This window comes from Streptomyces sp. NPDC047706, assembly GCF_043204795.1.
Lineage (GTDB): Bacteria > Actinomycetota > Actinomycetes > Streptomycetales > Streptomycetaceae > Streptomyces.
Map to the genome: position 1 here is coordinate 106566 of NZ_JBIDCW010000004.1, position 26022 is coordinate 132587.

The 26022-nt window shown below is 71.1% G+C and carries 31 protein-coding genes, 1 tRNA gene, 1 pseudogene and 1 riboswitch; of the genes and pseudogenes, 23 read left to right on the forward strand and 10 right to left on the reverse strand.

Annotated features, from left to right (window positions below; all coding sequences use genetic code 11):
• The first annotated feature begins 70 nt into the window (after positions 1 to 70).
• The 5 genes from ACGF8A_RS05980 to ACGF8A_RS06000 all read left to right on the forward strand — a co-directional run bounded on the left by ACGF8A_RS05980 (position 71) and on the right by ACGF8A_RS06000 (position 3579).
• Positions 71 to 1489 (forward strand): amino acid permease, encoded by a 1419-nt coding sequence (locus ACGF8A_RS05980; RefSeq protein ID WP_393104680.1) that lies wholly within the window; start codon positions 71 to 73, stop codon positions 1487 to 1489.
• 133 nt (positions 1490 to 1622) lie between these two features.
• Positions 1623 to 2045, forward strand: coding sequence for a Mov34/MPN/PAD-1 family protein (locus ACGF8A_RS05985; RefSeq protein WP_393104682.1), 423 nt, complete (start codon positions 1623 to 1625; stop codon positions 2043 to 2045).
• A 79-nt stretch (positions 2046 to 2124) separates the two neighbouring features.
• On the forward strand, positions 2125 to 2220 hold the full coding sequence (locus tag ACGF8A_RS05990; RefSeq protein ID WP_365457717.1) for a putative leader peptide: 96 nt from the start codon (positions 2125 to 2127) through the stop codon (positions 2218 to 2220).
• A 114-nt stretch (positions 2221 to 2334) separates the two neighbouring features.
• The gene (locus tag ACGF8A_RS05995; RefSeq protein WP_393104684.1) at positions 2335 to 2613 is read left to right on the forward strand and encodes a MoaD/ThiS family protein; all 279 of its coding nucleotides are present in this window, start codon (positions 2335 to 2337) and stop codon (positions 2611 to 2613) included.
• A 15-nt stretch (positions 2614 to 2628) separates the two neighbouring features.
• A complete protein-coding gene (locus ACGF8A_RS06000) occupies positions 2629 to 3579 on the forward strand; it encodes a PLP-dependent cysteine synthase family protein (RefSeq protein WP_393104686.1) in 951 nt (316 codons plus the stop codon).
• A 40-nt stretch (positions 3580 to 3619) separates the two neighbouring features.
• Here the strand turns inward: ACGF8A_RS06000 and ACGF8A_RS06005 are convergent, their stop codons facing one another.
• Positions 3620 to 4066, reverse strand: coding sequence for a type II toxin-antitoxin system PemK/MazF family toxin (locus ACGF8A_RS06005; protein ID WP_393104688.1), 447 nt, complete (start codon positions 4064 to 4066; stop codon positions 3620 to 3622).
• 204 nt (positions 4067 to 4270) lie between these two features.
• Between ACGF8A_RS06005 and ACGF8A_RS06010 the strand changes: the two genes are divergently transcribed.
• Positions 4271 to 5023 (forward strand): MBL fold metallo-hydrolase, encoded by a 753-nt coding sequence (locus ACGF8A_RS06010; RefSeq protein WP_393104690.1) that lies wholly within the window; start codon positions 4271 to 4273, stop codon positions 5021 to 5023.
• Positions 5024 to 5100: 77 nt separating this feature from the next.
• Here ACGF8A_RS06010 and ACGF8A_RS06015 read toward each other — a convergent pair whose 3' ends face one another.
• Both ACGF8A_RS06015 and ACGF8A_RS06020 read right to left on the reverse strand, forming a co-directional pair.
• Complete coding sequence (locus tag ACGF8A_RS06015; RefSeq protein ID WP_393104692.1) at positions 5101 to 6366, reverse strand: PTS transporter subunit EIIC; 1266 nt, start codon at positions 6364 to 6366, stop codon at positions 5101 to 5103.
• 189 nt (positions 6367 to 6555) lie between these two features.
• Complete coding sequence (locus ACGF8A_RS06020; RefSeq protein ID WP_393104694.1) at positions 6556 to 7842, reverse strand: PTS transporter subunit EIIC; 1287 nt, start codon at positions 7840 to 7842, stop codon at positions 6556 to 6558.
• Positions 7843 to 8026: 184 nt separating this feature from the next.
• Between ACGF8A_RS06020 and ACGF8A_RS06025 the strand changes: the two genes are divergently transcribed.
• From ACGF8A_RS06025 to rdgB, 4 genes are all read left to right on the forward strand, one after another.
• Positions 8027 to 8260, forward strand: a complete 234-nt coding sequence (locus tag ACGF8A_RS06025; RefSeq protein WP_393104696.1) for a glucose PTS transporter subunit EIIB — start codon at positions 8027 to 8029, stop codon at positions 8258 to 8260.
• Positions 8261 to 8366: 106 nt separating this feature from the next.
• Positions 8367 to 9104, forward strand: coding sequence for a ribonuclease PH (gene rph / locus ACGF8A_RS06030; RefSeq protein ID WP_393104698.1), 738 nt, complete (start codon positions 8367 to 8369; stop codon positions 9102 to 9104).
• Between the two features lie 156 nt (positions 9105 to 9260).
• Positions 9261 to 9662, forward strand: a complete 402-nt coding sequence (locus ACGF8A_RS06035; RefSeq protein ID WP_393104700.1) for a hypothetical protein — start codon at positions 9261 to 9263, stop codon at positions 9660 to 9662.
• Between the two features lie 46 nt (positions 9663 to 9708).
• On the forward strand, positions 9709 to 10311 hold the full coding sequence (gene rdgB, locus ACGF8A_RS06040; RefSeq protein ID WP_393104702.1) for an RdgB/HAM1 family non-canonical purine NTP pyrophosphatase: 603 nt from the start codon (positions 9709 to 9711) through the stop codon (positions 10309 to 10311).
• Positions 10312 to 10364: 53 nt separating this feature from the next.
• Here the strand turns inward: rdgB and ACGF8A_RS06045 are convergent.
• Both ACGF8A_RS06045 and bcp read right to left on the reverse strand, forming a co-directional pair.
• Positions 10365 to 10437 (reverse strand) — tRNA-Leu (locus ACGF8A_RS06045).
• A 239-nt stretch (positions 10438 to 10676) separates the two neighbouring features.
• The gene (bcp, locus tag ACGF8A_RS06050; protein WP_393104704.1) at positions 10677 to 11144 is read right to left on the reverse strand and encodes a thioredoxin-dependent thiol peroxidase; all 468 of its coding nucleotides are present in this window, start codon (positions 11142 to 11144) and stop codon (positions 10677 to 10679) included.
• A gap of 93 nt (positions 11145 to 11237) precedes the next feature.
• Between bcp and ACGF8A_RS06055 the strand changes: the two genes are divergently transcribed.
• The 3 genes from ACGF8A_RS06055 to ACGF8A_RS06065 all read left to right on the forward strand — a co-directional run bounded on the left by ACGF8A_RS06055 (position 11238) and on the right by ACGF8A_RS06065 (position 12456).
• Positions 11238 to 11567 (forward strand): DUF3618 domain-containing protein, encoded by a 330-nt coding sequence (locus tag ACGF8A_RS06055; protein ID WP_393104706.1) that lies wholly within the window; start codon positions 11238 to 11240, stop codon positions 11565 to 11567.
• Between the two features lie 95 nt (positions 11568 to 11662).
• A complete protein-coding gene (locus ACGF8A_RS06060; RefSeq protein WP_125517739.1) occupies positions 11663 to 11965 on the forward strand; it encodes a co-chaperone GroES in 303 nt (100 codons plus the stop codon).
• Positions 11966 to 12032: 67 nt separating this feature from the next.
• A riboswitch (guanidine-III (ykkC-III) riboswitch) is annotated at positions 12033 to 12100 on the forward strand.
• 35 nt (positions 12101 to 12135) lie between these two features.
• Positions 12136 to 12456 (forward strand): DMT family transporter, encoded by a 321-nt coding sequence (locus tag ACGF8A_RS06065; RefSeq protein ID WP_393104708.1) that lies wholly within the window; start codon positions 12136 to 12138, stop codon positions 12454 to 12456.
• A 26-nt stretch (positions 12457 to 12482) separates the two neighbouring features.
• Here ACGF8A_RS06065 and ACGF8A_RS06070 read toward each other — a convergent pair whose 3' ends face one another.
• Positions 12483 to 14861 (reverse strand): transglycosylase domain-containing protein, encoded by a 2379-nt coding sequence (locus ACGF8A_RS06070; RefSeq protein WP_393104710.1) that lies wholly within the window; start codon positions 14859 to 14861, stop codon positions 12483 to 12485.
• 200 nt (positions 14862 to 15061) lie between these two features.
• Here ACGF8A_RS06070 and ACGF8A_RS06075 point away from each other — a divergent pair, with 200 nt between their 5' ends.
• The 4 genes from ACGF8A_RS06075 to ACGF8A_RS06090 are packed head-to-tail and all read left to right on the forward strand — an operon-like array spanning position 15062 to position 18431.
• Positions 15062 to 15847, forward strand: a complete 786-nt coding sequence (locus ACGF8A_RS06075) for an ABC transporter permease (protein WP_393105136.1) — start codon at positions 15062 to 15064, stop codon at positions 15845 to 15847.
• A gap of 22 nt (positions 15848 to 15869) precedes the next feature.
• Positions 15870 to 16661, forward strand: a complete 792-nt coding sequence (locus ACGF8A_RS06080; protein ID WP_393105138.1) for an ABC transporter permease — start codon at positions 15870 to 15872, stop codon at positions 16659 to 16661.
• Positions 16662 to 16664: 3 nt separating this feature from the next.
• Positions 16665 to 17669 (forward strand): ATP-binding cassette domain-containing protein, encoded by a 1005-nt coding sequence (locus ACGF8A_RS06085; RefSeq protein ID WP_393104712.1) that lies wholly within the window; start codon positions 16665 to 16667, stop codon positions 17667 to 17669.
• 33 nt (positions 17670 to 17702) lie between these two features.
• Positions 17703 to 18431: a DUF1707 domain-containing protein gene (locus tag ACGF8A_RS06090; protein WP_393104714.1), complete on the forward strand. Its 729-nt coding sequence runs from the start codon at positions 17703 to 17705 to the stop codon at positions 18429 to 18431.
• 50 nt (positions 18432 to 18481) lie between these two features.
• Here the strand turns inward: ACGF8A_RS06090 and ACGF8A_RS06095 are convergent, their stop codons facing one another.
• Positions 18482 to 19816, reverse strand: coding sequence for an SGNH/GDSL hydrolase family protein (locus ACGF8A_RS06095; protein ID WP_393104716.1), 1335 nt, complete (start codon positions 19814 to 19816; stop codon positions 18482 to 18484).
• Positions 19817 to 20000: 184 nt separating this feature from the next.
• Between ACGF8A_RS06095 and ACGF8A_RS06100 the strand changes: the two genes are divergently transcribed.
• From ACGF8A_RS06100 to ACGF8A_RS06110, 3 genes and pseudogenes are all read left to right on the forward strand, one after another.
• Positions 20001 to 21392, forward strand: coding sequence for a DUF445 domain-containing protein (locus ACGF8A_RS06100; protein WP_393104718.1), 1392 nt, complete (start codon positions 20001 to 20003; stop codon positions 21390 to 21392).
• A gap of 95 nt (positions 21393 to 21487) precedes the next feature.
• Positions 21488 to 21745, forward strand: a pseudogene (locus tag ACGF8A_RS06105) (MFS transporter); the annotation flags it as partial.
• Complete coding sequence (locus tag ACGF8A_RS06110) at positions 21742 to 22101, forward strand: VOC family protein (RefSeq protein ID WP_393104720.1); 360 nt, start codon at positions 21742 to 21744, stop codon at positions 22099 to 22101. The pseudogene ACGF8A_RS06105 and the gene ACGF8A_RS06110, both read left to right, overlap by 4 nt.
• 3 nt (positions 22102 to 22104) lie before the next feature.
• On the opposite strand, the gene ACGF8A_RS06115 is transcribed toward ACGF8A_RS06110, so the two are convergent.
• Positions 22105 to 22554, reverse strand: a complete 450-nt coding sequence (locus ACGF8A_RS06115) for a hypothetical protein (RefSeq protein ID WP_393104722.1) — start codon at positions 22552 to 22554, stop codon at positions 22105 to 22107.
• 230 nt (positions 22555 to 22784) lie between these two features.
• Between ACGF8A_RS06115 and ACGF8A_RS06120 the strand changes: the two genes are divergently transcribed.
• A complete protein-coding gene (locus ACGF8A_RS06120; RefSeq protein WP_393104724.1) occupies positions 22785 to 23732 on the forward strand; it encodes a GlxA family transcriptional regulator in 948 nt (315 codons plus the stop codon).
• 15 nt (positions 23733 to 23747) lie between these two features.
• On the opposite strand, the gene ACGF8A_RS06125 is transcribed toward ACGF8A_RS06120, so the two are convergent.
• Positions 23748 to 24050 carry a hypothetical protein gene (locus tag ACGF8A_RS06125; protein ID WP_393104726.1) on the reverse strand — a complete coding sequence of 101 codons (303 nt, stop codon included), beginning with the start codon at positions 24048 to 24050 and terminating at the stop codon, positions 23748 to 23750.
• A gap of 159 nt (positions 24051 to 24209) precedes the next feature.
• On the opposite strand from ACGF8A_RS06125, the gene ACGF8A_RS06130 reads away from it, so the two are divergent.
• Together ACGF8A_RS06130 and ACGF8A_RS06135 are read left to right on the forward strand one after the other, a co-directional pair.
• Entirely contained in the window at positions 24210 to 24629 is a 420-nt protein-coding gene (locus tag ACGF8A_RS06130) for an Hsp20/alpha crystallin family protein (RefSeq protein ID WP_393104728.1), read from the forward strand.
• 114 nt (positions 24630 to 24743) lie between these two features.
• On the forward strand, positions 24744 to 25190 hold the full coding sequence (locus tag ACGF8A_RS06135) for a DUF2267 domain-containing protein (protein WP_393104730.1): 447 nt from the start codon (positions 24744 to 24746) through the stop codon (positions 25188 to 25190).
• Positions 25191 to 25299: 109 nt separating this feature from the next.
• Here the strand turns inward: ACGF8A_RS06135 and ACGF8A_RS06140 are convergent, their stop codons facing one another.
• Positions 25300 to 25935, reverse strand: a complete 636-nt coding sequence (locus ACGF8A_RS06140; RefSeq protein ID WP_393104732.1) for an NAD(P)H-dependent oxidoreductase — start codon at positions 25933 to 25935, stop codon at positions 25300 to 25302.
• Between the last annotated feature and the right edge of the window lie 87 nt (positions 25936 to 26022).

Genomic DNA, 26022 nt, shown 5'->3' on the forward strand with positions numbered 1-26022 from the left:
CGGGGGGGATCGAAACCCGGTCCGAGGCCGACCAGAGGTCCGGGTCGGCATGGAGAAAGGCGCACTGCACATGACCTCTGAGAAGGTCACGGACGCTCCTGAAGAGGGTTACGAGCGCGGGCTCGGCAGCCGTCAGGTCCAGATGATCGCGATCGGCGGCGCCATCGGCGTCGGCCTGTTCCTGGGTGCCGGGGCGAACATCGCCAAGGCCGGCCCCAGCCTGATCCTGATGTACGCCCTCGCCGGCGTGATCATCTTCTTCATCATGCGGGCGCTCGGCGAGCTCCTGCTCCACCGCCCCGTCTCGGGTTCCTTCGCGGAGTACTCCCGCGAGTTCCTCGGCCCGTTCTTCGGCTACTTCACCGGCTGGACGTACTGGCTGATGTGGGTCGTCACCGGCATGGCGGAACTCACCGCCGCCGCGATCTACGTCAACTACTGGTTCCCGTCCGTCCCGCAGTGGGTGACGGCACTGGTCTTCCTGGTGATCCTGTTCGGGGTCAACCTGATCTCCGTGAAGCTCTTCGGCGAGCTGGAGTTCTGGTTCTCGATGGTCAAGGTCACCGCCCTGATCGGCATGATCGTGATCGGCCTCGGCGTGCTGACCTTCGGCTTCAGCAGCGCCGGTGACGCGGCGGCCGTCTCCAACCTCTGGGCCTTCGACGGCTTCTTCCCCAAGGGCGTCGGCTCGTCCCTGATGACCCTCCAGGGCGTCATGTTCGCCTACCTCGCGGTCGAGCTGGTCGGTGTCACGGCCGGCGAGTCCGAGAACCCGGAGAAGACCCTCCCCAAGGCGATCAACACCCTGCCCTGGCGCATCGCCCTGTTCTACGTCGGTGCCCTCACCGTCATCCTCTGCGTGGTGAAGTGGACCGAGTTCGCGGAGGGCGTCAGTCCCTTCGTGAAGGCCTTCGCGGTCATCGGCATCCCGGCCGCCGCCGGCATCGTCAACTTCGTCGTGCTGACCGCGGCGCTGTCGTCGTGCAACTCCGGCATGTACTCCACCGGCCGCATGCTGCGGAACCTGGCCGCGAGCGGCGAGGCCCCCGAGGTCTTCGCCAGGCTGTCGTCGACCAGGACGCCCGCACTGGGCATCCTCGTCTCCGTGTGCTTCATGGGCATCGGCGTGGTCCTGAACTACGTCGTCCCGGAGAAGGCCTTCGGCTACGTCACCTCCATCGCCACCGCCGCCGGCATCTGGACCTGGCTGATGATCCTGATCAGCCACGTCCTGTACCGCCGCGCGGTCGAGGCGGGGCGCCTGCCGGCCTCGTCCTTCCCGGCGCCGGGCGGCGCGAAGTGCTCGTACGTCGCCATCGCGTTCCTGCTCTTCGTGACCGGCATCATCGCCTACGACGCGGACGCCCGCGTCTGCCTCTACGTGATGGCCGGCTGGGCGGCCGCCCTGGGGATCGGCTGGATGGTCCTCACGTCGCGCAACCCGCGGATCGCCGAGCGCCGCACGCGCGAGTTCGAGAAGGTCGGCTGACCGACGCCGGGGACGTCCGGCGGCAGCGGGTGCTCGTGGTACTCCCTGCCGCCGCCGCTCAGGACGTCCGGCATGTGGGCCGCCCCGTACCACCCCTCGGTACGGGGCGGCCCTTCTGTCTATCCTGACGGGCATGCTGACCATCACCCAGGCCCTGCACGACCAGATCGTCGCCCACGCGCGTGAGGACCACCCCGACGAGGCGTGCGGCGTGGTCGCGGGCCCGGTGGGCGAGGGCCGCCCCGAGCGCTTCGTCCCGATGCTGAACGCCGCCCGCTCGCCCACGTTCTACGAGTTCGACTCCGGCGATCTCCTCAAGCTCTACCGCGAGATGGACGACCGTGACGAGGAGCCGGTGATCATCTACCACTCGCACACGGCGACCGAGGCGTACCCGTCCCGCACGGACATCTCCTACGCGGGCGAGCCCGGCGCCCACTACGTCCTCGTCTCCACCGCGGACACCGACGGCCTCGGCGACTTCCAGTTCCGGTCCTTCCGGATCGTCGACGGCGAGGTCACGGAGGAGGAGGTCAGGGTCGTGGAGTCCTACTGATCCCGGGATTCGGTCAGAATTCATCCACTATCCGAGATCACATTCCAGGACCCGGACCGGGAATCGATACGATGAGCCCATGGTTTTCCTCGACGTGAGCGACAAGACGCCGGGCGCCCTGCTCGTGGCGCGGCTGCACGTCGACCTGTGCAGGCTCGCCAGCGCCATCTGTTGACGCCGACGCCTGCCGCCGCACGGCCGTGAGCCGCGGCGCGACGTACGCACGACCCGCTGTCACCTGCGCTGCCGCGCCCCCCGACCTGACTTCCTTCGACAGGAGCCCTGAGCCATGGCCATCGAGGTCCGCATCCCCACCATCCTTCGCCAGTACACCGACGGCCAGAAGGCCGTCGAAGGCACGGGGGCCACCCTCGCCGACCTGTTCACCGACCTCGACACCCGGCACGCGGGCATCCAGGCCCGCATCGTGGACGGGGACCAGCTGCGCCGCTTCGTCAACGTCTACCTGAACGACGAGGACGTCCGCTTCCTCGACGGCATCAACACCAAGCTGACCGACGGCGACAACGTCACGATCCTGCCGGCCGTGGCCGGCGGCATGGCCTGAAGGCTCCGGCCCCCGATGCGATACGACTCCCCGCTGGCCGCGGTGGGCAACACCCCGTTGGTGCGCCTGCCGCGGCTGTCGCCGTCCGCCGAGGTCCGGATCTGGGCCAAGCTGGAGGACCGCAACCCGACCGGCTCTATCAAGGACCGTCCCGCCCTGCACATGATCGAGCAGGCCGAGAAGGACGGCCGGCTCACCCCGGGCTGCACCATCCTCGAGCCCACCTCCGGCAACACCGGCATCTCCCTCGCCATGGCGGCCAAGCTCAAGGGCTACCGCATGGTGTGCGTGATGCCGGAGAACACCTCCCAGGAGCGCCGCGACCTGCTCGGCATGTGGGGCGCGGAGATCATCTCCTCCCCGGCCGCCGGGGGCTCCAACACCGCCGTACGCGTCGCCAAGGAACTCTCCGCCGAGCACCCCGACTGGGTGATGCTCTACCAGTACGGCAACCCGGACAACGCCGGCGCGCACTACGCCACCACCGGCCCGGAGATCCTCGCCGACCTCCCTTCGATCACCCACTTCGTCGCCGGCCTCGGCACCACGGGCACCCTCATGGGCGTCGGCCGCTTCCTGCGCGAGCACAGACCGGACGTGCGGGTCGTCGCCGCCGAGCCGCGGTACGACGACCTGGTGTACGGCCTGCGCAACCTCGACGAGGGCTTCGTACCCGAGCTGTACGACGCCTCGGTGCTGACCACCCGCTTCTCGGTCGGCTCCGCCGACGCGGTCACCCGCACGCGTGAACTGCTCCAGCGGGAGGGCATCTTCGCGGGCGTCTCCACCGGCGCGGCCCTGCACGCGGCGATCGGCGTCGGCAACAAGGCGCTGAAGGCCGGGGAGAGCGCGGACATCGTGTTCGTCGTGGCCGACGGCGGCTGGAAGTACCTCTCCACCGGCGTCTACACCGCCGCGACGACCGAGGAAGCGATCGCGACCCTGAAGGGGCAGCTCTGGGCCTGAGCGGCGTGGGCCTGAGCGGCCCGGCCCGAGGCCGGAGCGCTCAGGTCGCGAGGTGACGGACCTGGTCCCACAGGACCGGGTCCACCACCCCGACGCGGCGCCGGAAGTCCCACACCGCGACCTCGCGCAGCTCGTCCGTCTCCAGGAAGCTCGCCCGGCCCTGGGTGTCGCCGACCGAACCCGGCGGCAGCGGGATCACCCCGGCCCGCTCGTCGTGGTACTTGCTGGTGATCTTCGCGACCGTCGCCCGCCGGCCGTGCACCGCCAGCACCAGGCAGGGCCGGTCCTTCGCGCCGGGCCCGTCCTCGAAGGGCACGCTCGCCCACCAGATCTCCGCGGCCCGCGGCCGGGCGGCCGGTCCCTGCGCGCGACCCGGCGGCCGCGTCCGCCGGCCTTCGGGCCGTCGCCGCCCCCAGCCGTCCACGAGCGCGGCGACCAGCGCGAGCAGCACCACCGCTGCGAGTGCCAACCACCAGGACGTGTCCATACGATGACGTTACCGGCGTACGCACCCGCACGCGCGCCCTCCGCCACGCCGCGTGCTCCCCGCGTCCAGCCGAACCGGTGACAGCACAGGTGAGTTCCCCCACAACGGCCCCAGGCGGAGGAGCGACCGGACGTTTTGCGCCTTACGCTCGACGGACCGCACGACCCCCCTTTCCTCACATCCGCCCGCGGAGGTTTCTGCTTCATGAAGCTCACCGTCGTCGGCTGCTCGGGGTCCTTCCCGTCCGCGGAATCGGCCTGTTCGAGCTACCTCGTCGAGGCCGACGGCTTCCGGCTGCTTCTCGACATGGGCAATGGCGCCCTGGGCGAGTTGCAGCGCCACTGCGGTCTCTACGACCTCGACGCGATCTTCCTCAGCCATCTGCACGCCGACCACTGCATCGACATGCTCGGCTACTTCGTGGCGCGCTACTACCGCCACGACGGAGGCCGCTGCGACCCCCTGCCGGTCTACGGCCCCGAGGGCACCGAGCACCGTCTGACCACCGCCTACGCCGACACGCCGTCGGCCTCCTCGATGAGCGAGGTCTTCGACTTCCACACGGTCAAGCCGTCCACGTTCGACATCGGCCCCTTCACGGTGCACACCGAGCGCGTGGCGCATCCCGTCGAGGCGTACGGCATCCGGATCGAGCACGCCGGACGCACCCTGACGTACTCCGGCGACACCGGAGTCAGCGGCGCGCTGGACGAACTCGCCCGGGACAGCGACCTCTTCCTGTGCGAGGCCGCTTTCACGCACGGCAAGGAGCACATCCCGGACCTGCACCTCAACGGCCGCGAGGCGGGCGAGACGGCCCGGCGGGCAGGTGCCCGCCGGCTGGTGCTCACCCACATCCCCCCGTGGACCGACCCCGAGGTCAACCTCGCCGACGCACGCGCGGTGTACGACGGTCCGGTGGAACTGGCGGTCCCCGGGAAGTCGTACGACATCTGACGGTCACGGCGCCGACGACAGGACGAAGGCCCCCGGAGCGAGGCGAGCTCCGGGGGCCTTCGAACGGTCGGGCGGGACTACTTCGCCTCGGCCTTCTGGAGTTCCGCCAGCTCCTCGTCGGACTCGCGGCCCGGCGTCGGCAGGTTGAACTTGGTGATCGCGAAGCGGAAGACCACGTAGTAGACCGCCGCGAAGCACAGGCCGACCAGGGCGAGGCCCCACGGGTTGGTCGCGATGCCCAGGTTCAGGAAGAAGTCGACCGCGCCGGCCGAGAAGCCGAAGCCGTCCTTCATGCCGAGCGCCCAGGTCAGCGCCATCGAGACGCCGGTCAGCACCGCGTGGATGGCGTAGAGCACCGGCGCGATGAACATGAAGGTGAACTCGATCGGCTCGGTGACACCGGTGACGAACGAGGTCAGGGCGAGGGAGAACATCATGCCGCCGACGACCTTGCGGCGCTCGGGGCGGGCGCAGTGCACGATCGCCAGGCAGGCGGCGGGCAGGGCGAACATCATGATCGGGAAGAAGCCCGTCATGAACTGGCCCGCGGTCGGGTCTCCGGCCAGGAAGCGGGCGATGTCGCCGCTCTTGCCCTCGTACTCGCCGGCCTGGAACCACGGGAAGGAGTTCAGCAGGTGGTGCATGCCGATCGGGATCAGGGCGCGGTTGGCGACACCGAAGATGCCCGCGCCGACGGCGCCGGAGCCGACCAGCCACTCACCGAAGTTGTGCAGACCGGTGCCGAGGACCGGCCAGATGTAGCCGAAGACGATGCCGATGATCAGGCCCGCGAAAGCGGCGAGGATCGGGACCAGACGGCGGCCACCGAAGAAGCCCGCCCAGTCGGGCAGCTTGGTGCGGTAGAAGCGCTGGTAGAGCAGGGCCACGACGATGCCTATGACCACACCGCCGAGCACCTTGGCGTCCACCGCCTGCTCGACCATGACGATCTTGCCGTCGACGATGGCTTCCTTCTTCGGCAGGCTGCCGTCGGTGAACGTGGCCAGCACGTTCTTGAAGACCAGGTAACCGACGACCGCCGCCAGGGCGGTGGAGCCGTCCGACTTCTTGGCGAAGCCGATCGCGATGCCCACCGCGAAGAGCAGGGCCATGTTGTCGAGGATGGCGTTGCCGCCGGCCGTCATGAAGGCGGCGATCTTCGTCAGGAAGGCGGGGTACGACGGGTCGCCGAGCATGTCGGCGTTGCCGAAGCGGACCAGCAGCGCGGCGGCGGGCAGCACGGCAACCGGCAGCATCAGGCTGCGGCCGACACGCTGCAGGACAGCCATCGCGCCGGAGCCCTTCTTCTTCTCGGCCGCGGGAGCGGCGCTGGCCGTGGACACAACTTCCTCCTGGGTGTACCCCCGGCTCCAGGCTGGGGGAGGGCATGGCGCCGCCCAGAAAAGGAAGGGGGACGGCGGCGTCCGGTGGTCTACACCACCTGGTGGTGTAGACCTGTTGTAGCACGATGAAGGCCGCATAAGGAACCCGTGATTCCTGCTACCGCCCGGCTACCCGCAGTGCCCCCGGGATCAGACCTTCGTGACGTCCTCGACCTCCTCCGGCGGCTCCCGTCCCGGCGTCTTCAGGTCGAACGCCGTGATGGCGAAACGGAAGATCGCGTAGTACACGGCCGCGAACGCCAGACCGATCGGGATCAGCAGCCACGGCTTGGTCGCCAGGTTCCAGTTGATGACGTAGTCGATCAGGCCGGCCGAGAAGCTGAAGCCGTCCTTCGCGCCCAGGCCCCACGACACCGCCATCGACAGGCCGGTCAGCAGGGCGTGGACCACGTAGAGGGCGGGGGCCACGAAGAGGAACGAGTACTCCAGCGGCTCGGTGATGCCGGTGACGAACGACGTCAGTGCCACCGACAGCATCAGACCGCCGACCTCCTTGCGGCGGTCCGGCCTCGCGCAGTGGGTCATCGCGAGGGCCGCGGCGGGCAGCGCGAACATCATGATCGGGAAGAAGCCGGTGGTGAACTGGCCCGCGTCCGGATCGCCCGCCAGGAACATGTTGATGTCGCCGTGCACCACCGTGCCGTCCGGCTCGGTGTAGGTGCCGAACTGGAACCAGATGGGCACGTTCAGGAACTGGTGCAGGCCGACGACGAGAAGCGCCCGGTTCGCGACGCCGAAGACGCCCGCGCCCCACGCGCCCAGGTCGCTCATCCAGTCGCTGAAGCTCTCCAGCGCGGCACCGACCGGCGGCCAGACCCACAGGCACAGCACCGCGAAGGCGATCGCCACGAACGCCATGATGATCGGCACGAGCCGCCGCCCGTTGAAGAAGCCGAGCCAGTCCACCAGCTTCGTACGGTGGTAGCGCTGCCAGAAGTAGGCGGACAGCAGCCCCATGACGATGCCGCCGAAGACCCCCGGATTCTGGTACGTGAAGACCGACACCGTTCCGTCCTCGGCCCGGCAGCCCGCGAGGACCACCTGAGCCCCGGCCGGGCACTCCTCGGGGAACTGGCGCAGCACCGTGAAGTAGACGAGGAACCCGGCGACCGCCGCGAGCGCCGTCGAGCCGTCCGACTTCTTCGCCATGCCGATCGCCACACCGACACAGAAGAGAAGGGGAAGGCCGAGGGAACTGTCCAGCAGTGCCCCGCCCGCCCCGGCCATCACCTTGGAGACGTCGGTCCAGCCGAGCCCCTCGTCGCCGAACAGGTCCGGCTGCCCGAGCCGGTTGAGGATGCCCGCCGCCGGGAGGACCGCGATGGGGAGCTGGAGACTGCGGCCCATCTTCTGCATGCCCTGGAAGAAGGTGTTCCAGCGGTTGCGAGCGGGACGGGCGGCGCTGTCGGCGGTCATCGGACTCCTCCCGGAGGGACCGGGTTTGGCGACCGTCCGCCAGGTGGTGTAGACCAGTCGGCGGAAGGTTCCGCTGTCGTGACGCCATCATTCGGTACGCACGTCATGGCCGCTCGCGAAGCTGGGCCAACTGTGGGTTACTGCGACAAAGCGCTTCGGACCAGGTCGGATCAGGGAGAAGGACATGGCCAGCAAGGCTGAGAAGATCGTTGCCGGGCTCGGCGGCATCGACAACATCGAAGAGGTCGAGGGCTGCATCACGCGGCTGCGGGTCGAGGTGTCCGACCCCGCCCTGGTCGACGACGCCGCCCTCAAGGGCGCCGGCGCGCACGGAGTCGTGAAGATGGGCACCGCGATCCAGGTCGTCATCGGCACCGACGCCGACCCCCTCGCCGCGGACATCGAAGACATGATGTGAGCCCCGGCCTCAGCTCCGGAAGGGGCCCTTCCCGCACCGCCGCACCGGGAAGGGCCCCTTGCGTACCGCGGTCCGAGCAGGGACGGCGGGAGGCTAGGCTCGACCCATGTCTCGCATCGACGGCCGCACCCCCGAACAGCTCCGCCCGGTCACCATCGAACGTGGCTGGAGCAAGCACGCCGAGGGCTCCGTCCTCGTCTCCTTCGGCGACACCAAGGTCTTCTGCACCGCCTCCGTCACCGAGGGCGTCCCCCGCTGGCGCAAGGGCAGCGGCGAGGGCTGGGTCACCGCGGAGTACGCGATGCTGCCCCGGTCCACCAACACCCGCGGTGACCGCGAGTCGGTCAAGGGCAAGATCGGCGGCCGCACCCACGAGATCTCCCGCCTCATCGGGCGCTCCCTGCGCGCGGTCATCGACTACAAGGCCCTCGGCGAGAACACCGTCGTCCTGGACTGCGACGTCCTCCAGGCCGACGGCGGCACCCGCACCGCCGCCATCACCGGCGCGTACGTCGCCCTGGCCGACGCCGTCGCCTGGGCCCAGGGCAGGAAGCTGATCCGGGCCGGACGCCAGCCCCTCACCGGCACGGTCAGCGCGGTGTCGGTCGGCATCGTCGGGGGAGTGCCCCTGCTCGACCTCTGCTACGAGGAGGACGTGCGCGCCGAGACCGACATGAACGTCGTCTGCACCGGTGACGGACGATTCGTCGAGGTCCAGGGCACCGCCGAGGCCGAGCCGTTCGCGCGCGCGGAACTCGACGCGCTGCTCGACCTGGCGGTGGCCGGCTGCACGGAACTCGCCGCACTGCAGCGGGCGGCGCTGGAAGCGACCCTGCAGAAGTAGCGCGCGGAAGGTAAAGGGCGCACAAAAAGCGGTGGTCGGGGCGGGCAACCGTACCGGCCGTCGTCGCGTCTCATCAGATACGGGCGCACGGCTCAACGCGCTGCGCCCGGCCAGCAACCGGGCCCGCCGGGCCCGACCCGAGGGAGGGACCGTTCCATGGCATCGAGCCGCCGCCGACGCCGTACCGCAGCCGTCGCCGCCACCCTGGCGGCCGTCGCGCTCACCGCCGGGCTGACCACCGGCTGCGACGCCGTGAACAAGGCACTCGACTGCGTCCAGACCGCCGACGCCATCGCCGACAGCGTCACGGACCTCCAGCAGGCCGTCGAGAGCGCCGCGAACGACCCGACGCAGCTCGCGGAGTCCCTCGACTCCATCGAGAAGAACCTCGGCGAGATCGGCGGCAAGACCGACAACGCCGACGTCGACAAGGCGGTGGACGACCTCCAGCTGGCCGTCGACAACGTACGCACGTCGGTGGAGAACGGCGACGAGACCCCCGACATCAGCCCGGTCACCGACGCAGCCGGCGAACTGACCAAGGTCTGCACGCCGTAACCCGAGCGCGGGCGGCAGGGCACACCGGGGCCTGGATACTGAGGGCATGACCCGCTTGATCCTCGCCACCCGCAACACCGGAAAGATCACCGAGCTGAAGGCGATCCTCGCCGACGCAGGTCTGCCCCACGACCTCGTCGGCGCGGACGCCTACCCCGACATCCCCGACGTCCGGGAAACCGGCGTGACCTTCGCCGAGAACGCCCTGCTCAAGGCCCACGCCCTCGCACAGGCCACCGGCCTGCCCGCGGTCGCCGACGACTCGGGCCTGTGCGTCGACGTCCTCGGCGGCGCGCCCGGCATCTTCTCGGCCCGCTGGTCCGGCAAGCACGGCGACGACCGCGCCAACCTCGAACTGCTGCTGGCCCAGCTCTCGGACATCGCCACGGAGCACCGGGGCGCCCACTTCGCCTGCGCGGCGGCGCTCGCGCTGCCGGACGGCACGGAGCGGGTGGTTCAGGGCCGCCTGCGGGGCACCCTGCGTCACGAGCCGGTCGGCACCCACGGCTTCGGCTACGACCCGATCCTCCAGCCCGAGGGCGAGAGCCGCACCTGCGCGGAGCTGAGCCCCCACGAGAAGAACGCCGTCAGCCACCGCGGCAAGGCGTTCCGCGCACTGGTGCCGGTGCTACGGGAGTTGCTGGGCTGACGGATGCGGTACGCCCTGCACCTCGCCATGAAGGTGCAGGGCGTGACTCCTTGTGCGCCCGGTCGGATTCGAACCGACAAACACGACCACCTAAAGATCGCCGCTCGGCCGTTGGCGTACGGGCGCCCGGCTTCGCGCTACCTTACCGGGGCTGATTATGCCGTCGCCGGCGACCACGGCACCAGGCGCTCGCAGTGGCGTGGCAGTGGGGCACGGCAGCCTCCGGCTCGCCGCCGGTCCCGCGCTCCACGCGCTCGCGGGATGCCGATTCCGCAGCGCTCGCACGGAGTGAGGAACGGGCACTCACGCCGGGCGGGCGGAGCGGCCCGCACCGGTGCGGGCCGCCGGGCGACGGGAGCGCGGGGTCAGATCCCCAGGTCCTTGATGATCTTGGCTACGTGGCCGGTCGCCTTGACGTTGTACAGGGCGCGTTCGACCTTGCCCTGCTCGTCGACGACCACCGTGGAGCGGATGACGCCGACGACCGTCTTGCCGTAGAGCTTCTTCTCGCCGTAGGCGCCGTAGGCCTTTAGGACCTGCTTGTCGGGGTCGGCGAGCAGGGTGACCTTCAGGGACTCCTGGTCGCGGAACTTCGCCAGCTTCTCGGACTTGTCCGGCGAGATGCCGATCACGTCGTAGCCGGCGCCGGCCAGCAGTTCGAGGTTGTCCGTGAAGTCGCAGGCCTGCTTGGTGCAGCCTGCCGTCAGGGCCGCCGGGTAGAAGTAGACGATGACCTTGCGGCCCTTGTGGTCCGCGAGGGACACCTGGTCGCCGTCGGCGTCGGGCAGGGTGAAGGCGGGGGCCACATCCCCGGGCTGGAGTCGTTCGCTCATCGAGCCAGCGTAACCGGGGGTCCTGACAGTGCGGTCGCCCAGGGAACTGACAGACTGTCCGCAACAGCAGCAGCAGACTTCGGAGGCCGTACGGTGGCGGAATCGTCGGACACCAGAACCCCGGCGCAGATCGAGGCGGACATCAGGCGCCGCCGCGCAGTGCTGGCCGAGACCCTCGACGAGATCGGGGTGCGCGTGCATCCGAAGACGATCGTCGGGGACGCCAAGGCCAAGGTCGTGTCGAATGTCGATCACACCCTGGGCCGGGCATACGTCCAGGTGAACCGGGCGGTCAGCGACGTCAGGCGGCAGTTCGTGGACGAGGGTGGCTCCCCCCGGATGGAGCGTGTGCTCCCGCTCGCGCTGGTCGCCGTCGGAGTCGTCGGACTGCTCGCGTTCGGCACCCGGCGCCGCAGGCGCTGACCCTCCGGCGTACGAATTCCCCGGATGCAGGTAGGTTCAAGGACGTGAGCGGCAACAGAAACGACAGTACCCATCCCGACAAGCTGCCCATCCGGATGCTGCACGACCGGGTGCTGGTGCGGCAGGACACCAGCGAGGGCGAGCGGCGTTCCGGTGGCGGCATCCTGATCCCCGCCACGGCGGCCGTCGGCCGCCGGCTGGCGTGGGCGGAGGTCGTGGCGGTGGGGCAGAACGTACGGACGGTGGAGCCGGGCGACCGGGTCCTGTACGACCCGGAGGACCGCGCCGAGGTGGAGGTGCGCGGTGTCGCGTACGTCCTGATGCGCGAGCGTGACCTGCACGCGGTGGCCGCCGACCGGTTCGAGGGGTCCGAGGACTCCACGGGGCTGTATCTGTAGGCGAGTGGCACGAAGGGGCTGGTGACCGTGGTCACCAGCCCCTTCGTCCGCCTTCCGGCACCCCGGCCCTTTGCTACCTTGGAGTGGCACCCGACGAGACGCGCCGTACCGGGTCGAAGGCAAAGACGACGCACCCCCGTCAGTCCGCCTGTCTCCCGGAGGTGCCTCTCATGGCCTGGGTCCTGCTGATCGTCGCCGGTCTCCTCGAAGTCGGCTGGTCGATCGGAATGAAGTACACCGACGGCTTCACCCGGCTCGTCCCCAGCCTGTTCACCGGCGCCGGCATCGTCGCCAGCATGCTGCTGCTCTCGTACGCCGCGAAGTCCCTGCCCATCGGTACCGCCTACGGCGTGTGGGTCGGGATCGGGGCGGCCGGGGCGGCGGTGCTCGGCATGGTGGTGCTGGGTGAGCCGGTCACCGCCGCCCGGATCTTCTTCGTCTGTCTGCTGCTGGTCGCCGTCGTGGGCCTGAAGGCCACCTCCGGGCACTGACCGGTCACCGGCTCACTGTCCGCGGCTCACGGTCTGCGCGGGCCCTGCGTCCCCGACGTCGTCGTGCCGGTGGACGTCCCGCCGCCGGTGGTGCCTCCCTGGGGCCCGCCGGTGGCCGGATCACCACCCGTGGCGCCGCCGGTGGTGGCCCCGCCGTCCGTCGTCCCGCCGTCGCCGGTCGTGCCCCCGTCGGTGGCCGTACCGCCGTCGGCGTCCCCGCCGGTGGCCCCGCCGTCCGTGGGCGTGCCCCCGGTCGCCGTCCCGCCGTCACCCGTCGTGCCGCCGTCGCCCACGCCGCCCTGCGTCCCGCCCGGGGCCTGCGGATCGGGGTCGCCCGGCGGGTTCCCGTCCCCGGGGGTGGTGGTGTCGCCGTCGCCGGCGGGCGGGGCCGGGGGCGTGAACACCACGTCGGCGCCCTCCTGGATCCGCAGGTCGAAGTCGCTGACCGGGGTGCCTTCCAGGGCGTCCCTGGTGAACTGGGCCCAGATCTCCGCGGGCGGCCCGCCGCCGTTGACGCGCTCCAGGCCCAGCGCGCCGTACAGCGACTTGTGGGCGGCGGTCTCCGGGTCCTGGCCCATCACCGCGACCACGGTGGCCAGGTCGGGGGTGTAGCCCGCGAACCAGGCCGCCTGGTCCTCCTCGGCGGTGCCCGTCTTGCCCGCCACCGGACGGCCGGCGGCCTGCGCAGCGGTGGCGGTGCCGTTGTCGACGACGCTGCGCAGGACGGTCGTCGTGGTGTCGGCGGCCTCGCGGCTGATGGCCTGGGTGGTGCGCCGCTCGGGCAGCTCGATCTCGGAGCCGCCCCGGGTGAGCTTCTCGATCATGGTGTACGTGCCGTGCTCTCCGTGGTTCGCCAGTGTCGCGTAGGCCTGCGCCATGTCGAGGACGCTGGCCTGGGCCACACCGAGCGCGATCGAGGGGTAGGGGCCGAGCTCCGGCGTGCTGGAGGGCAGGCCGAGGTCGACCGCGGTGCGCATCACCTTGTCGGGGCCGACGTCGACGGCCAGCTGCGCGTACACCGAGTTCACCGACTTGTCGGTGGCCTCGCGGACCGTGATGTCGCCGTACGACACCTGGTCCTCGTTCTCCGGCGCGTAGCCGCCGCTCCAGCCCTGCACGGGGCGCTTGTTGGTGCCGTCGTAGAAGGTGTTGGGCGTGATGCGCGTGCCGTCCTGGGTGGTCGAGCCGTTCTCGACGGCCGCGGTGAAGACGAACGGCTTGAAGATGGAGCCGACCTGGAAGTCCCGCCGGGTGGCGCCGTTGGTGTACTGCTTCACGTAGTCGATGCCGCCGTACATCGCGACGACCTTGCCCGTCCTCGGGTCGACGGCGGCGCCGCCCGCGCGGACGTAGTTGTCGACCTCGCGGTTGTCCTTGTCCAGCTTGGACATCAGCTTGTCGTTGACGGCCCTGACCAAGGCGTCCTGCTTGGGCCTCTCCAGGGTGGTGGTGATGCGGTAGCCGCCCGCTTCGAGGGAGTCGGCGTCGACCACCTCGCGCTCGACCAGGTACTGCTTGATCGCGTCGACGACGTAGCCCCGCTGGCCGGACATCCCGGTCGAGACGGTGGCCTCCTTGGGCACCGGGAACTTCAGTCCCGCCCGTTCGGAGCGGGTGATCCAGCCTTCCTCGACCATGCCGTCCAGGACGTAGTCCCAGCGGGCCTGCGCGGCGGGCCTGTTCTCGGGGTGGGCGACGACGTCGTACTCGCTGGGCGCGTTCAGCAGCGCCGCCAGGTAGGCGCCGCGGGCCGCGTCCAGCTCGGTGGCGTCGACGCCGTAGTAGGCCTGGGCGGCGGCCTGGATGCCGTAGGCGTTGCGGCCGAAGTAGCTGGTGTTGAGGTAGCCCTCCAGGATGTCGTTCTTGCTCTTCTCCTGATCGAGCTTGATCGAGATGAAGAACTCCTTGACCTTCCGGGTGACGGTCTGTTCCTGGGCCAGGTAGTAGTTCTTCACGTACTGCTGGGTGATCGTGGAGCCCGACTGCTTGCCCTTGCCGGTGGCCGTGTTCCAGGCCGCGCGGACCATCGCCTTGGGGTCGATCGCCGACTCGGAGTGGAAGTCGCGGTCCTCGGCGGCCAGCACGGCGTGCTGCGCGTCCTTGGAGACCTGGGCGAGCGCGACGTTCTCCCGGTTGACCTCGCCGTCCCGGGCGAGCTGGGAGCCGTCCGCGTACAGGTAGACGTTGCTCTGCTTGATCGCGAGGGCGTTCGCGGGCGGGATCTTGACCATCGAGTAGCCGAGGTAGAACAGGCCGATCAGCAGCAGGACGCCGATGACGAAGGTGCCCAGCACCAGGCGCCAGGTCGGAAGGACCCGGCGCCAGCCGGTGCGCCGGGGCCGCGCGGGCTTCCTCTCCCCGGGCGCGCCCTGGTTCGGCTGCTGAGGCTGCGGCTCGTCACTCATGTCGTGCACGGACTCCTGTTTTTCCCTCGTACGTCATCTGCGCCCCCATCTGAAGACTCTCGCACCGGGCGTTCCGTTCCCGGATCACGGCACGTGTCCCGCCGGAAAATGCATGGCAGGCCTTCTCCGCCGCGTACTAGGCTCCTGCGCTTCGGTGTCGGGCTGGACGGGGACGGTGGTTCGGTGTGGGCACGGGACGGTTGTACGCGGCCGTCGCGGTGGGGAATTTCCGACGGTACGCGACCTATCGGGCGGCCACCGCCGCCGGGGTGTTCACCAACACCGTCTTCGGGCTGATCCTCGTGTACACGTACCTGGCGCTGTGGGACGCAAGACCGCAGCTCGGCGGGTACGACCAGGCACAGGCCGTCACCTACGTGTGGCTCGGGCAGGCGCTGCTGTCGACGCTCGCGATCGGGGGCGGCGGATTCGAGAACGAGCTGATGGAACGCATCCGTACGGGTGATGTCGCGATCGACCTGTACCGCCCGGCCGACCTCCAACTGTGGTGGCTCGCGAGTGACTTGGGGCGGGCCTGCTTCCAGCTGCTGGGGCGCGGCGTGGTGCCCTTCGCGTTCGGGGCGCTGGCCTTCGACGTCGCGCTGCCGTCGGACCCGGTGACCTGGGGCGCCTGTCTGCTCGCGGTGCTGCTCGGGATGGTGGTCAGCTTCGGGATCCGTTACCTGGTGGCGCTGAGCGCGTTCTGGCTGCTCGACGGCACGGGGGTGACGCAGATGCTGATGATCACCGGCACCTTCTGTTCGGGGATGCTGCTGCCGCTGAACCTGTTCCCCGGCGTCCTGGGCGAGGTCGTACGGGCCCTGCCGTGGTCGTCGCTGCTCCAGGCCCCGGCGGACGTGCTGCTGGGCCGGGCCGATCCGGTGGGCACGTACCTCTTCCAGGGGGCGTGGGCGGTGGCGCTGCTGGCGGCGGGGCGGCTGATGCAGTCGGCGGCCACGCGGCGGGTGGTGGTGCAGGGTGGCTGAGCCCGGCCGGGTCGCCGCGGGCATGCGGGCCTACGGTCTGATCGTCGGGATGTGGATCCGTTCCACGCTGGCCTACCGCACCTCCTTCGCGCTGACCGCACTCGGCAACTTCGCGCTGACCTTCCTGGACTTCGCCGCGATCCTGCTGATGTTCTCCCAGGTGGACGCGCTCGGCGGTTACACGCTGCCCGAGATCGCCTTCCTCTACGGCATGTCGAGCGTCGCCTTCGGCCTCGCGGACCTGGCGATCGGCTCGATGGACCGGCTGGGGGCACGGGTGCGCGACGGCACCCTGGACACCCTGCTGGTGCGCCCGGCACCGGTGCTCGCGCAGGTGTGCGCCGACCGCTTCGGGCTGCGCCGCCTGGGCCGGGTCGTCCAGGGCGCGCTGGTCCTCGGCTACGCGCTGGCGGCGCTGGACGTCGACTGGACGCCGCTGAAGGTGCTGCTGATGCCGGCGGCGCTGCTCAGCGGGGCGGCGATCTTCTGCGCGGTGTTCGTCGCGGGCGCCGCCTTCCAGTTCGTCGCGCAGGACGCCTCCGAGGTGCAGAACGCGTTCACCTACGGCGGTACGACGCTGCTCCAGTACCCGCCGACCGTGTTCGGCAGGGAACTGGTGCGCGGCGTGACCTTCGTGCTGCCGCTGGCCTTCGTCAACTGGCTGCCCGCGAGCCACATCCTGGGACGGCCGTACCCGCTGGGCCTGCCCGGGTGGGTGGCCTTCGCGCCGCCGCTGGTGGCCGCGGCGTGCTGCGCGCTCGCGGGACTGGCCTGGCGGGCCGGACTCAAGTCGTATCGGAGCACAGGGAGTTGACCGGTGACGGTGACACAGGCACAGGGCACGGGGACCGGCGCCGTCGAGGGCTTCATCGAACTCGACCACGTCGAGAAGGTCTTCGACGTACGCAGGAGGACCGGCTTCCTCAAGCGGGAGCGGCGGCAGGTGCGGGCAGTCGACTCGATCTCGTTCCGTGTGGCGCGCGGTGAGATGGTCGGCTACATCGGGCCGAACGGCGCCGGGAAGTCGACCACGATCAAGATGCTGACCGGCATCCTCACCCCCAGCGGCGGGCGGCTGCGGGTCGCGGGCATCGACCCGTCCCGGGAGCGCTCGCGGCTGGCGCACCGCATAGGGGTGGTGTTCGGGCAGCGCACGACGCTGTGGTGGGACCTGCCGCTGATCGACTCCTACCGGCTGGCGCACCGCATGTACCGGATTCCCGAAGTCCGTTACCGCGCGAACCTCGAACGCTGTGTCGAACTCCTGGAGCTGGGCGAGCTGCTGGACGTGCCGGTACGGCAGCTCTCGCTGGGCCAGCGGATGCGCGGGGACATCGCCGCGGCGCTGCTGCACGACCCCGAGGTGCTCTACCTCGACGAACCGACCATCGGCCTCGACGTCGTCTCCAAGGCCAGGGTGCGCCGGTTCCTGCGCGACCTGAACGCCGAGCGCGGCACCACGGTGCTGCTCACCACCCACGACCTCCAGGACATCGAGCAGCTCTGCTCCCGCGTGATGGTCATCGACCACGGGCGCCTGATGTACGACGGTCCGCTCGCCGGGCTGCACGAGGCGGGGGAGAGCGAGCGCACCCTCGTCGTCGACCTGGAGCGGGAGCTGCCGCCGATCGCGGTGCCGGCGCCCGCGCGGGTGGTGCGCGTCGAGGGGCCCCGGCAGTGGCTGGCCTTCCCGGCGGCACAGTCGGCGGCGCCGCTGGTGGCGCGGATCGCGGCCGAGTACCCGCTGCTGGACCTGTCGGTGCGGGAGCCGGACATCGAGGCCGTGATCGCGCGGATGTACGAGGAGCGGGCGAGCGCGTAGTGCCGGGGGCGGGGAAAACGTAGGCTGCTGTCCATGACCGACGATGCCCCGGAGCTGCGTGCTTCCGACGCCGATCGAGAGCGAGTCGCCGAGGTCCTGCGGGACGCCCTCGCGGAGGGGCGGCTGGACATGACGGAGTTCGAGGAGCGCCTCGACGCGACGTACCAGGCGCGCACCTACGGGGAGCTGACGCCGATCACGCGGGACCTGCCGGCCGGGGGCGGTGCGCCGGGACCCTCGGTGTCGATGGTCAAGGAGCCCGCCGCGCGCGGGGGTTGGGCCGAGCGGATCACCGGCGGCCCGGGATCGTCCTCGGGGGCCGTCGCCGTGATGTCCGGGTTCCAGCGCAAGGGGCGCTGGACGGTGCCGAAGCGGTTCACCTGCTTCACCTTCTGGGGCGGCGGGGAACTCGATCTGCGCGACGCGCTCTTCGCCGGCCGCGAGGTCGAGATCAACTGCGTGGCGATCATGGGCGGTGTGAGCATCGTCGTGCCGCCCGGCGTCGAGGTCGTCGTCCGCGGCATCGGCATCATGGGCGGCTTCGACAGCCGCGAGGACGGGGTGCCGGGCGACCCGGGCGCCCCGCGGGTGATCGTCTCCGGGTTCGCCTTCTGGGGCGGGGTGGGCATCGAGCGCAAGCCGGCGCGTGTCCGGCGCGAGGCCGAGGAGCGGGACGTCGAGGGGGCGGACCGGCGGATGCCGGGGCATGGGGACCTGACGCACGGCTGGGGGCACGACCAGCGGCGCCGGGACGCGGAGTAGCCGCCCACGGCACGGCGAGGCGGAGCGGGTGCGCGTCCCCGCGCGGCCCGTCAGAGCCGCGCCGGGGCCGAGCCCTTCAGGGCCGTCAGGTCGAACTCCCGCGCCATCCGCTCGTAGCCACGGTCGTTGGGGTGCAGGTGGTCCCCGGAGTCGTAGTCCGGGCGGAACCTGCGCGGGTCGTAGGGATCGCGCAGCGCCCGGTCGAAGTCGACCACCGCGTCGAAGAGCCGTCCCGACCGGATCTCGGCGTTGATCTCCTGCCGTACCGCCTCGCGGTCCGCGCTGTATCCGCGGTGGCCGCCGAAGGGCATCAGGGTCGCGCCGACCGCCCTGATGCCGCGCGCGTGTGCCTGGTCCACCAGGGTGCGCAGGCCGTCGAGGATCAGGCCGGGGTCGTCGACGGACGGCGAGCGCAGGATGTCGTTGACGCCGAGGTCGATGACGACGACCCGGACGTTCGTCCGGCCGAGCACGTCACGGGGGAAGCGGTCGAGGCCGCTGGGGTTGTCGGCGGGGCGGCCCAGACCCCCGGTCAGGACGCGGTTGCCGCCGATGCCCTGGTTGACGACGCCGTACCGGGGCACGTCCTCGCCCGCGTGGGCCGCCTCGCGCAGCAGGTCGGACAGGACGTCGGGCCAGCGCCGGTTGGCGCCCACGGTGGAGGAGTGGCCCTCGGTGAGGGAGTCGCCGAAGGCGACGAGGGTGCCGTCGGCTTCGTTGCTGAGCACGTCGAGGGCGGTCAGATAGCGCCAGGCCTCCACCTGTTCGGTGTAGGGCACGCCGGTCACGTCCTTGGTGTGGTCGCCCTGGGCGGCGTACGAGATCTGCCGTACGCGCGCGTGCACGGTGACCGGGCCCGGCTCGGCCGGGGCGTACGTGGTGACCAGGACGTCGCTGTCGTGCGGGATCGCGATGCGCACGGCGTCGCTCATCACCTGCGCTCCCGGTGCGATCACGACGGTGGGCAGGCCACTGAACGTCAGTTGCCGCATGGTCCGTGGCACCGCGGCCGGACTGTCGTCGGCGGCGGCGAGGGCGATGGTGGCCCGCGTGACGGTCAGCGGCAGCCGGCCGTAGAGATTGGACAGCGTGATCCGGGCACCCGTACCACCGGCACTGGTGTGCACGACGTTGCGTACGGAGCGGTCGTGCAGGCCGGCGGTCTCGGTGCCGGGCTCGGCGGCCGACGGAGACGTCGACCAGGTGCCGACCCAGGTGCCGGTGGAGGCCGGGGCGGCGGAGTTGTGCGGGTGCCGGGGGCCTGCGAGCGCGCGTTGTGCCGTGCCGCCGTCGAAGGCGGCTCCGGCGTATATGGCGACCGACACGGCCACGACCAGTGAGACGACGGCGGCGAGCAAGGCATAACCGTGATGACGCCTGGCCATGCGGTGCGTTTCTCCTCGGGCGGAAGCGGAGCCCGAGGCTCCGGCGTGATCACTCCATGATGCGCCATGGTGCGGGGGGAAGTTGCGCCGCCCCTCCCCGCAGACGCCGGGAACTCCTGTCACGTTCCAGGAGTCGGTCAGGAAGGGACAATGAGGAGTGCAGGCTCGGGAACGGGTGGAGCGGATGGATCGTACGAAACCGGATCAAGCAGATGAAACGGGTGTGGGTGCCGTGGAGCGGCACGCCCGGCCGGGCGCCGCCGGCAGCCGCGCGGGCGGCGGGCGCGGCGTGCCCGCGTCCGCCGTCCGCGCGATGACGACGTTCAGCCCGGCGGACGAGGAGAAGCGGCGCGGCGTGCGCCGGATGAAGATCACCGCCACCGGCCTGCTGCTCCTCGTGGCCGTGGTGTACGTACTGGCCAAATGGGCGCAGAACTCGGGCGCCGGCCCCTGGGCCGGCTATGTCGCCGCGGCCGCCGAGGCCGGCATGGTCGGCGCCCTGGCCGACTGGTTCGCCGTCACCGCCCTCTTCCGCCACCCCCTCGGCATCCCCATCCCCCACACCGCGATCATCCCCACCAAGAAGGACCAGCTCGGCGTCTCCCTCGGCGAGTTCGTCGGCGAGAACTTCCTCTCCGAGGACGTCGTACGGCAGCGGCTGCGCGCCGTCGGCATCGGCAGCCGCCTCGGCGCCTGGCTGGCCGAACCCCAGAACGCCGACCGGGTGACCGCCGAACTGGCGACGGCCCTGCGCGGCGCGCTCACCGTGCTGCGCGACTCCGACGTGCAGGCGGTGGTCGGCGAGGCCATCACCCGCCGGGCGGGCGTCCAGGAGATCGCGCCCGGCATCGGCAAGATGCTGGAGAAGGTCGTCGCCGACGGCGGCCACAAGCGGGTCGTCGACCTGGTCGTCTCCCGCGCGCACGACTGGCTGGTGCTGCACAGCGACTCCGTGATGGACGCGGTGCAGGGGGGCGCGCCCGGCTGGACCCCGCGGTTCGTGGACCGGAAGGTCGGCGAGCGGGTCTACAAGGAGCTGCTGCGCTTCTGCGCGGAGATGCGGGACATGCCCTCCCACCCGGCGCGCGGCGCCCTGGACCGCTTCCTCTCCGACTTCGCCTCCGACCTCCAGTCCGACACCGAGACCCGCGCCAGGGTCGAGCGGCTCAAGGGCGAGGTGCTGGGCCGCGGTGAGGTCCAGGACCTGATCGCCTCCGCCTGGACGGCCGTACGATCCATGATCGTCTCGGCGGCCGAGGACGAGCGCAGCGAGCTGCGGCTGCGCGTGCGGGCCTCCCTGCTCTCGCTGGGCGCCCGGATGGCCACCGAACCCAAGCTCCAGGACAAGGTGGACAGCTGGGTCGAGGGCGCGGCCGTGCACGTGGTGACGACCTACCGCAGCGAGATCACGCTGCTGATCACCGACACCGTGGCGGGCTGGGACGCCGGGCACACCACCCGGAAGATCGAGGCCCACATCGGCCGTGACCTGCAGTTCATCCGCATCAACGGCACGGTGGTGGGCTCGCTGGCCGGGCTGCTGATCTACACGGTCTCCCGCATGCTGGGGGCGTGACCGCCACCGTACCGGCGTGACCTCCCGCTTCCGGGCGGGCGTGACCTCCCGCCTTCCGGGCACACGAGAGGGGGTCGCCCGACGGAGAGGGAGACGCCCTCGGCACCGCGGCGGGCGGCATCAGCGGCCCGCTGATCTTCGCCGGCCTGACCGAGTCGGGCGTCGTCGCCGACACCGTGCTCGCCTTCCAGACCGGGGCGGGCCTGATGTGCGCGGCCGGCCTGGTGGCGGTCTTCCTGGCGGTACGGGCGGAGCGGCGGTCCCTGGAGGACATCGCCACGCCGCTGTCCGTGACGACGGCGGCCGGCGCGTCCGACGTCACCGCCCTCACAACCCGGGAGTCGAAGCCATGACCGTCCGCAGAATCGTCCCCGACTGCCAGGTGCCGTCCGAGGCCGCGATGGAGGGAAACCGGGACTTCTACGGCCTGCTCGGCCTGGAGGAGGTCATGAACCTGGGCTGGGTGATGACGCTGGCCTCCCCCGCCAACCCCACCGCCCAGCTCATCTTCCTCACCGAGGAACGCACCGCGCCCGTCGTCCCCGACCTGAGCGTGGAGGTCGAGGACGTCGACGCGGTGTACGCGCGGGTGCTGGCCTCGGGCGCGGAAGTCGTACGCGAACTGCGGGACGAGGAGTGGGGCGTGCGGCGGTTCTTCGTACGGGACCCGAACGGGCGCGTGGTGAACGTGCTCACGCACCGGCGATAGCGCTCACGCGCCGGTCGTCGACCCCGGGCGGACGATCATCAGCACCGTCACCACCGCCCACAGCAGGTTGAAGATGCCGGTGAACATGGCCAGTCGCACCGTCGCCCCCCGCGTGCCGCCGCCCTCCACGAGCGCTCCCTGACGGGGCAGCACCAAGGCCACCAGCACGACCGCGGCCACGGCGGTCAGCACGATGGACACGATCAGCCACGCGTCGCCGAGCACCCCCATGGCGCCCGCCGTGGCGAACCCGAACACGGGCACGACCACGCCGACGGTGGCGTAGACCCGGCAGATGCGGTGCAGCAACTGGACCGTACCGGTGGCCTTCGGGTCGTCGGGCGCGGCCATGGCCCGGCGCGCGGCGGGCGGGAACATGCTCGCGGCGACGGTGACGGGGCCGACGGCGACGATCGCGGCGAGGACGTGGACGGCGAGAAGGAACTTGGTCACGGAGGTCGACGCTAGGGGGACGCTGGATCTTGGGGAAGTGGCGATAGTGACACGCTTCGACGGATTCTCGCCAGGGGCGGAAGGTGGCCGTGGCGGCCGGATGGGGGACCGCTTGAGGGCTCTTCGTGACCGCTGTGGCCCCGGACGGGGTCGGGAACGGGCCGAAGGCGGGCCGGCGGCCGTGCGAGGGGCCGGTTGGCGGAAGTCCGTCGTATGCCTACGCTCTCGCCATGCACACCGTGGCCGTACTGGCGCTGGACGGCGTCATCCCCTTCGACCTCTCCGCCCCGATCGACGCCTTCGGCTGGGCCCGCCTGCCCGACGGCCGTGAGGCCTACCGGGTGCGGGTCTGCGCGGAGCGGGAGGAGGTGAACGCGGGGGCGTTCACCGTGCGGGCGCCGTACGGCCTCGCGGCGCTGGCGGAGGCCGACACGATCATCCTGCCCGGCGTCGCGGACCCGCCGCCGACGCTGCCGCCCGCCGTCGCCGACGCCCTGCGCGAGGCGGCCGCGGGCGGCACGCGCATCGCGTCGATCTGCGTCGGCGCGTTCCTCTTCGCGGCGACGGGCCTGCTGGACGGCCTGCGCGCCACGACGCACTGGATCGCGGCGGCGGATCTGGCCCGGCGGTACCCGGAGGTGACGGTCGACCCGAACGTCCTCTACGTCGACAACGGCCAGTTCCTGACGTCGGCGGGCGCCGCCGCGGCGATGGACATGTGCCTGCACATGGTCCGCAAGGACCACGGCTCGGCGGTCGCCGCGCATGCCGCCCGGATGTCGGTCATGCCGCTGGAACGTGAGGGCGGCCAGGCCCAGTTCATCGTCCACGACCAGCCCCCGGCCCCGGCGGGGGCCGCGCTGGAGCCCCTGCTGGCCTGGCTGGAGGACCACTGCGACCGCGATCTGACGCTGGACGACATCGCCACGCGGGCCGGGATGAGTACGCGTACGCTCAACCGGCGCTTCCGGGAGCAGACGGGGACGACGCCGTCGCAGTGGCTGCACCGGGCACGGGTGCGGCGTGCCCAGTACCTGCTGGAGACGACGTCGTACCCGGTCGAACGCATCGCGGCCCAGGCCGGCTTCGGCTCGCCCACGGCGTTCCGGGAACGCTTCCGGCGGGTGGTGGGGACGAGCCCGCAGGGGTACCGGAGGGCGTTCAGGCCGGCGCCGTAGGAGCGGGTCCGCGCCTCACGCCCGTCGGTCGGCGACCGCCCAGGACGCCAGCGCGACCGCGCCGGCCACCCCGGCCACGGCGGGCCAGGCACCCACCTTCCTGGCCAGCGGATGCGACCCGGCGAAGGCGGCGACGTAGGCGGCGCTCAGCGCCCCGGCGGCCTTCCCGCCGGCCCGCCGGCGCCACTGCCGGGCGGCGGCCGCCCCGGCGGCGGCGAGCACGGCCCCGCCGAGCTGCCGCTTCTTCGTCCAGCGGGCGACACCGTACCCACCGACGAGCCCGCTCGCGGCGACGAGTGCGCTGGGAACCCTGGCCATGTCCTGCCTCCTCATACGGCCCCGTACCTGCCGTGAGACTAACGCTCATACTCACCGAAGCAGCGAACCTGAGCCGGGACTTGTCAACTTTCTTCGACCGAGCTATATAAGAAGCCGTAGGGCATCGCACCCAGCCTCTTCCGAAAGGAGTGACCCGTGATGCTCATGCGCACCGACCCGTTCCGCGAATTCGACCGCCTCGCGCAGCAGGTCTTCGGCCCCACCCGTCCGGCCGCGATGCCGATGGACGCCTACCGGTCCGGGGACGACTTCGTCGTCCACTTCGACCTGCCCGGCATCGACCCCGAGACGATCGAACTGGACGTCGAACGCAACGTCCTGAACGTCCGCGCCGAGCGCCGCGTCCCCGCCCCCCAGGGCGCGGAGATGATCGTCGCCGAACGCCCCACGGGTACCTTCACCCGCCAGCTCTTCCTCGGCGACACCCTCGACACGGACCGCATCGACGCCTCGTACGAGGCCGGCGTCCTCACGCTGCGCATCCCCGTGGCGGAGGCGGCCAAGCCGCGCCGCATCCAGATCACCGGCGGCGACAGCCGCAAGCAGCTCAGCACCTGAGCGCGGCAACCGGCGAGAAGCGTCCCGCGGGCACCACGCCCCGCCCGCGGGACGCCCCCGCGCCCACCTGGACTCTTCGACCGACCCGGCCCACCTGGAGGAGAAGGCCGCACGATGACCGCACCCACGATTCCGCCCCTGACGACGACGCCGGCCCGCACCGTGACCTGGACGGAGCTGATCACGGCCGTACAGAGGGCGGGCCAGTACCCGACGCGGAAGGAGGCGGAACGCGTCACCCGAACCGTCCTGTCCACCCTCGGCCGCCACGTCACGGGCGACGAACGAGTGGCCCTGGCCCAGGCCCTCCCGGAGGAGGCGGCACGGGCCGTCGCCTCCGAGATCCCGGCGCCCCACCCGCTCACCGCCCCGGAGTTCGTCGAGGCGGTGGCCGACCGCACGGCGGGCGCCACCCCGGCCACGGCCCGCTGGGACGTCAGCTCGGTCCTCGGCGCCCTGCCGCCGCTGCTCGGCGAGACCCTGGTGGACGACGTCCTGCGCCAACTCCCGCAGGGCTACGCCCTGCTGTTCGGCCGTGCGGAGCTGATCACGAGGCCGTAGGACACGGCTGACGGCCACCCGGGTGCGGTGGCCGTCAGCCGGCCACCTGGTCATGGCGGCGGCGTGGTCGGAGAAGCCCTGACGCCGGACCCGACGGCCCGCACGACGTTCACTCCACGAGTGCGGCGGCTTCCCGCCGAGCCCGCGCCAGCCACTCGGCACGCATGCCCTCACCCGAATCGCTGACGGTACGGAACACCACACGACGCACGTCGGGAACTCCCACGTACGGCAGCACACAGGCCGCCCAGATCCGCTCCAGCGGGTCCCCGAACTCACCTGCCTCCCGCTCGGCGGGAGTGTCGGACGTGTTCAGCACAAGCGCCCGCCCGGCCCGCATCAGCCCCACGGGCTCGCCCTCCGCGGTGCCCAACTTGTAGGCCACACCGGGCGCGAGCACCCGCTGCACCCACCCGACCAGCACGGCGGGCGGCATGCCCCACCAGTTGGGATGCACGAACACCAGGGCATCGAACGTGCCGACCTCACGCCGGTGCGCCGCGACCCGAGGATCACCCGCCTGCGCGGCCGCCCGCACGGTCTCCGTCTCCTCCGCGTCCAGCACGGCCGGAAAACCCTCAGCGCACAGATCATGCGCGACGACGTCACACCCCCGCCCGCGCAACTCCTCCACGACCGCCCCGAAAAGAGCGTGATTGAAACTCCCGACCCGCGGATGCGCGAGATACACCCCGACACGCATGGCCGATACCCCCCAAGTAGCCGTGAACGCCGGGAAGATCATGGCAGACGGCTCCACGGCTCCACGGCTCCACGGCTCCACGGCTCCACGGCTCCACGGCCGATAGGGCACGGTCCATAGGACTCGCGT

Coding starts and splice junctions, on each gene's coding strand:
- ACGF8A_RS05980 (WP_393104680.1), top strand. CDS start 71: ATGACCTCTGAGAAGGTCACGGACGCTCCTGAAGAGGGTTACGAGCGC.
- ACGF8A_RS05985 (WP_393104682.1), top strand. CDS start 1,623: ATGCTGACCATCACCCAGGCCCTGCACGACCAGATCGTCGCCCACGCG.
- ACGF8A_RS05990 (WP_365457717.1), top strand. CDS start 2,125: ATGGTTTTCCTCGACGTGAGCGACAAGACGCCGGGCGCCCTGCTCGTG.
- ACGF8A_RS05995 (WP_393104684.1), top strand. CDS start 2,335: ATGGCCATCGAGGTCCGCATCCCCACCATCCTTCGCCAGTACACCGAC.
- ACGF8A_RS06000 (WP_393104686.1), top strand. CDS start 2,629: ATGCGATACGACTCCCCGCTGGCCGCGGTGGGCAACACCCCGTTGGTG.
- ACGF8A_RS06005 (WP_393104688.1), bottom strand. CDS start 4,066: ATGGACACGTCCTGGTGGTTGGCACTCGCAGCGGTGGTGCTGCTCGCG.
- ACGF8A_RS06010 (WP_393104690.1), top strand. CDS start 4,271: ATGAAGCTCACCGTCGTCGGCTGCTCGGGGTCCTTCCCGTCCGCGGAA.
- ACGF8A_RS06020 (WP_393104694.1), bottom strand. CDS start 7,842: ATGACCGCCGACAGCGCCGCCCGTCCCGCTCGCAACCGCTGGAACACC.
- ACGF8A_RS06025 (WP_393104696.1), top strand. CDS start 8,027: ATGGCCAGCAAGGCTGAGAAGATCGTTGCCGGGCTCGGCGGCATCGAC.
- rph (WP_393104698.1), top strand. CDS start 8,367: ATGTCTCGCATCGACGGCCGCACCCCCGAACAGCTCCGCCCGGTCACC.
- ACGF8A_RS06035 (WP_393104700.1), top strand. CDS start 9,261: ATGGCATCGAGCCGCCGCCGACGCCGTACCGCAGCCGTCGCCGCCACC.
- rdgB (WP_393104702.1), top strand. CDS start 9,709: ATGACCCGCTTGATCCTCGCCACCCGCAACACCGGAAAGATCACCGAG.
- bcp (WP_393104704.1), bottom strand. CDS start 11,144: ATGAGCGAACGACTCCAGCCCGGGGATGTGGCCCCCGCCTTCACCCTG.
- ACGF8A_RS06060 (WP_125517739.1), top strand. CDS start 11,663: ATGCTGCACGACCGGGTGCTGGTGCGGCAGGACACCAGCGAGGGCGAG.
- ACGF8A_RS06065 (WP_393104708.1), top strand. CDS start 12,136: ATGGCCTGGGTCCTGCTGATCGTCGCCGGTCTCCTCGAAGTCGGCTGG.
- ACGF8A_RS06070 (WP_393104710.1), bottom strand. CDS start 14,861: ATGAGTGACGAGCCGCAGCCTCAGCAGCCGAACCAGGGCGCGCCCGGG.
- ACGF8A_RS06080 (WP_393105138.1), top strand. CDS start 15,870: ATGCGGGCCTACGGTCTGATCGTCGGGATGTGGATCCGTTCCACGCTG.
- ACGF8A_RS06090 (WP_393104714.1), top strand. CDS start 17,703: ATGACCGACGATGCCCCGGAGCTGCGTGCTTCCGACGCCGATCGAGAG.
- ACGF8A_RS06095 (WP_393104716.1), bottom strand. CDS start 19,816: ATGGCCAGGCGTCATCACGGTTATGCCTTGCTCGCCGCCGTCGTCTCA.
- ACGF8A_RS06100 (WP_393104718.1), top strand. CDS start 20,001: ATGGATCGTACGAAACCGGATCAAGCAGATGAAACGGGTGTGGGTGCC.
- ACGF8A_RS06110 (WP_393104720.1), top strand. CDS start 21,742: ATGACCGTCCGCAGAATCGTCCCCGACTGCCAGGTGCCGTCCGAGGCC.
- ACGF8A_RS06120 (WP_393104724.1), top strand. CDS start 22,785: ATGCACACCGTGGCCGTACTGGCGCTGGACGGCGTCATCCCCTTCGAC.
- ACGF8A_RS06125 (WP_393104726.1), bottom strand. CDS start 24,050: ATGGCCAGGGTTCCCAGCGCACTCGTCGCCGCGAGCGGGCTCGTCGGT.
- ACGF8A_RS06130 (WP_393104728.1), top strand. CDS start 24,210: ATGCTCATGCGCACCGACCCGTTCCGCGAATTCGACCGCCTCGCGCAG.
- ACGF8A_RS06135 (WP_393104730.1), top strand. CDS start 24,744: ATGACCGCACCCACGATTCCGCCCCTGACGACGACGCCGGCCCGCACC.
- ACGF8A_RS06140 (WP_393104732.1), bottom strand. CDS start 25,935: ATGATCTTCCCGGCGTTCACGGCTACTTGGGGGGTATCGGCCATGCGT.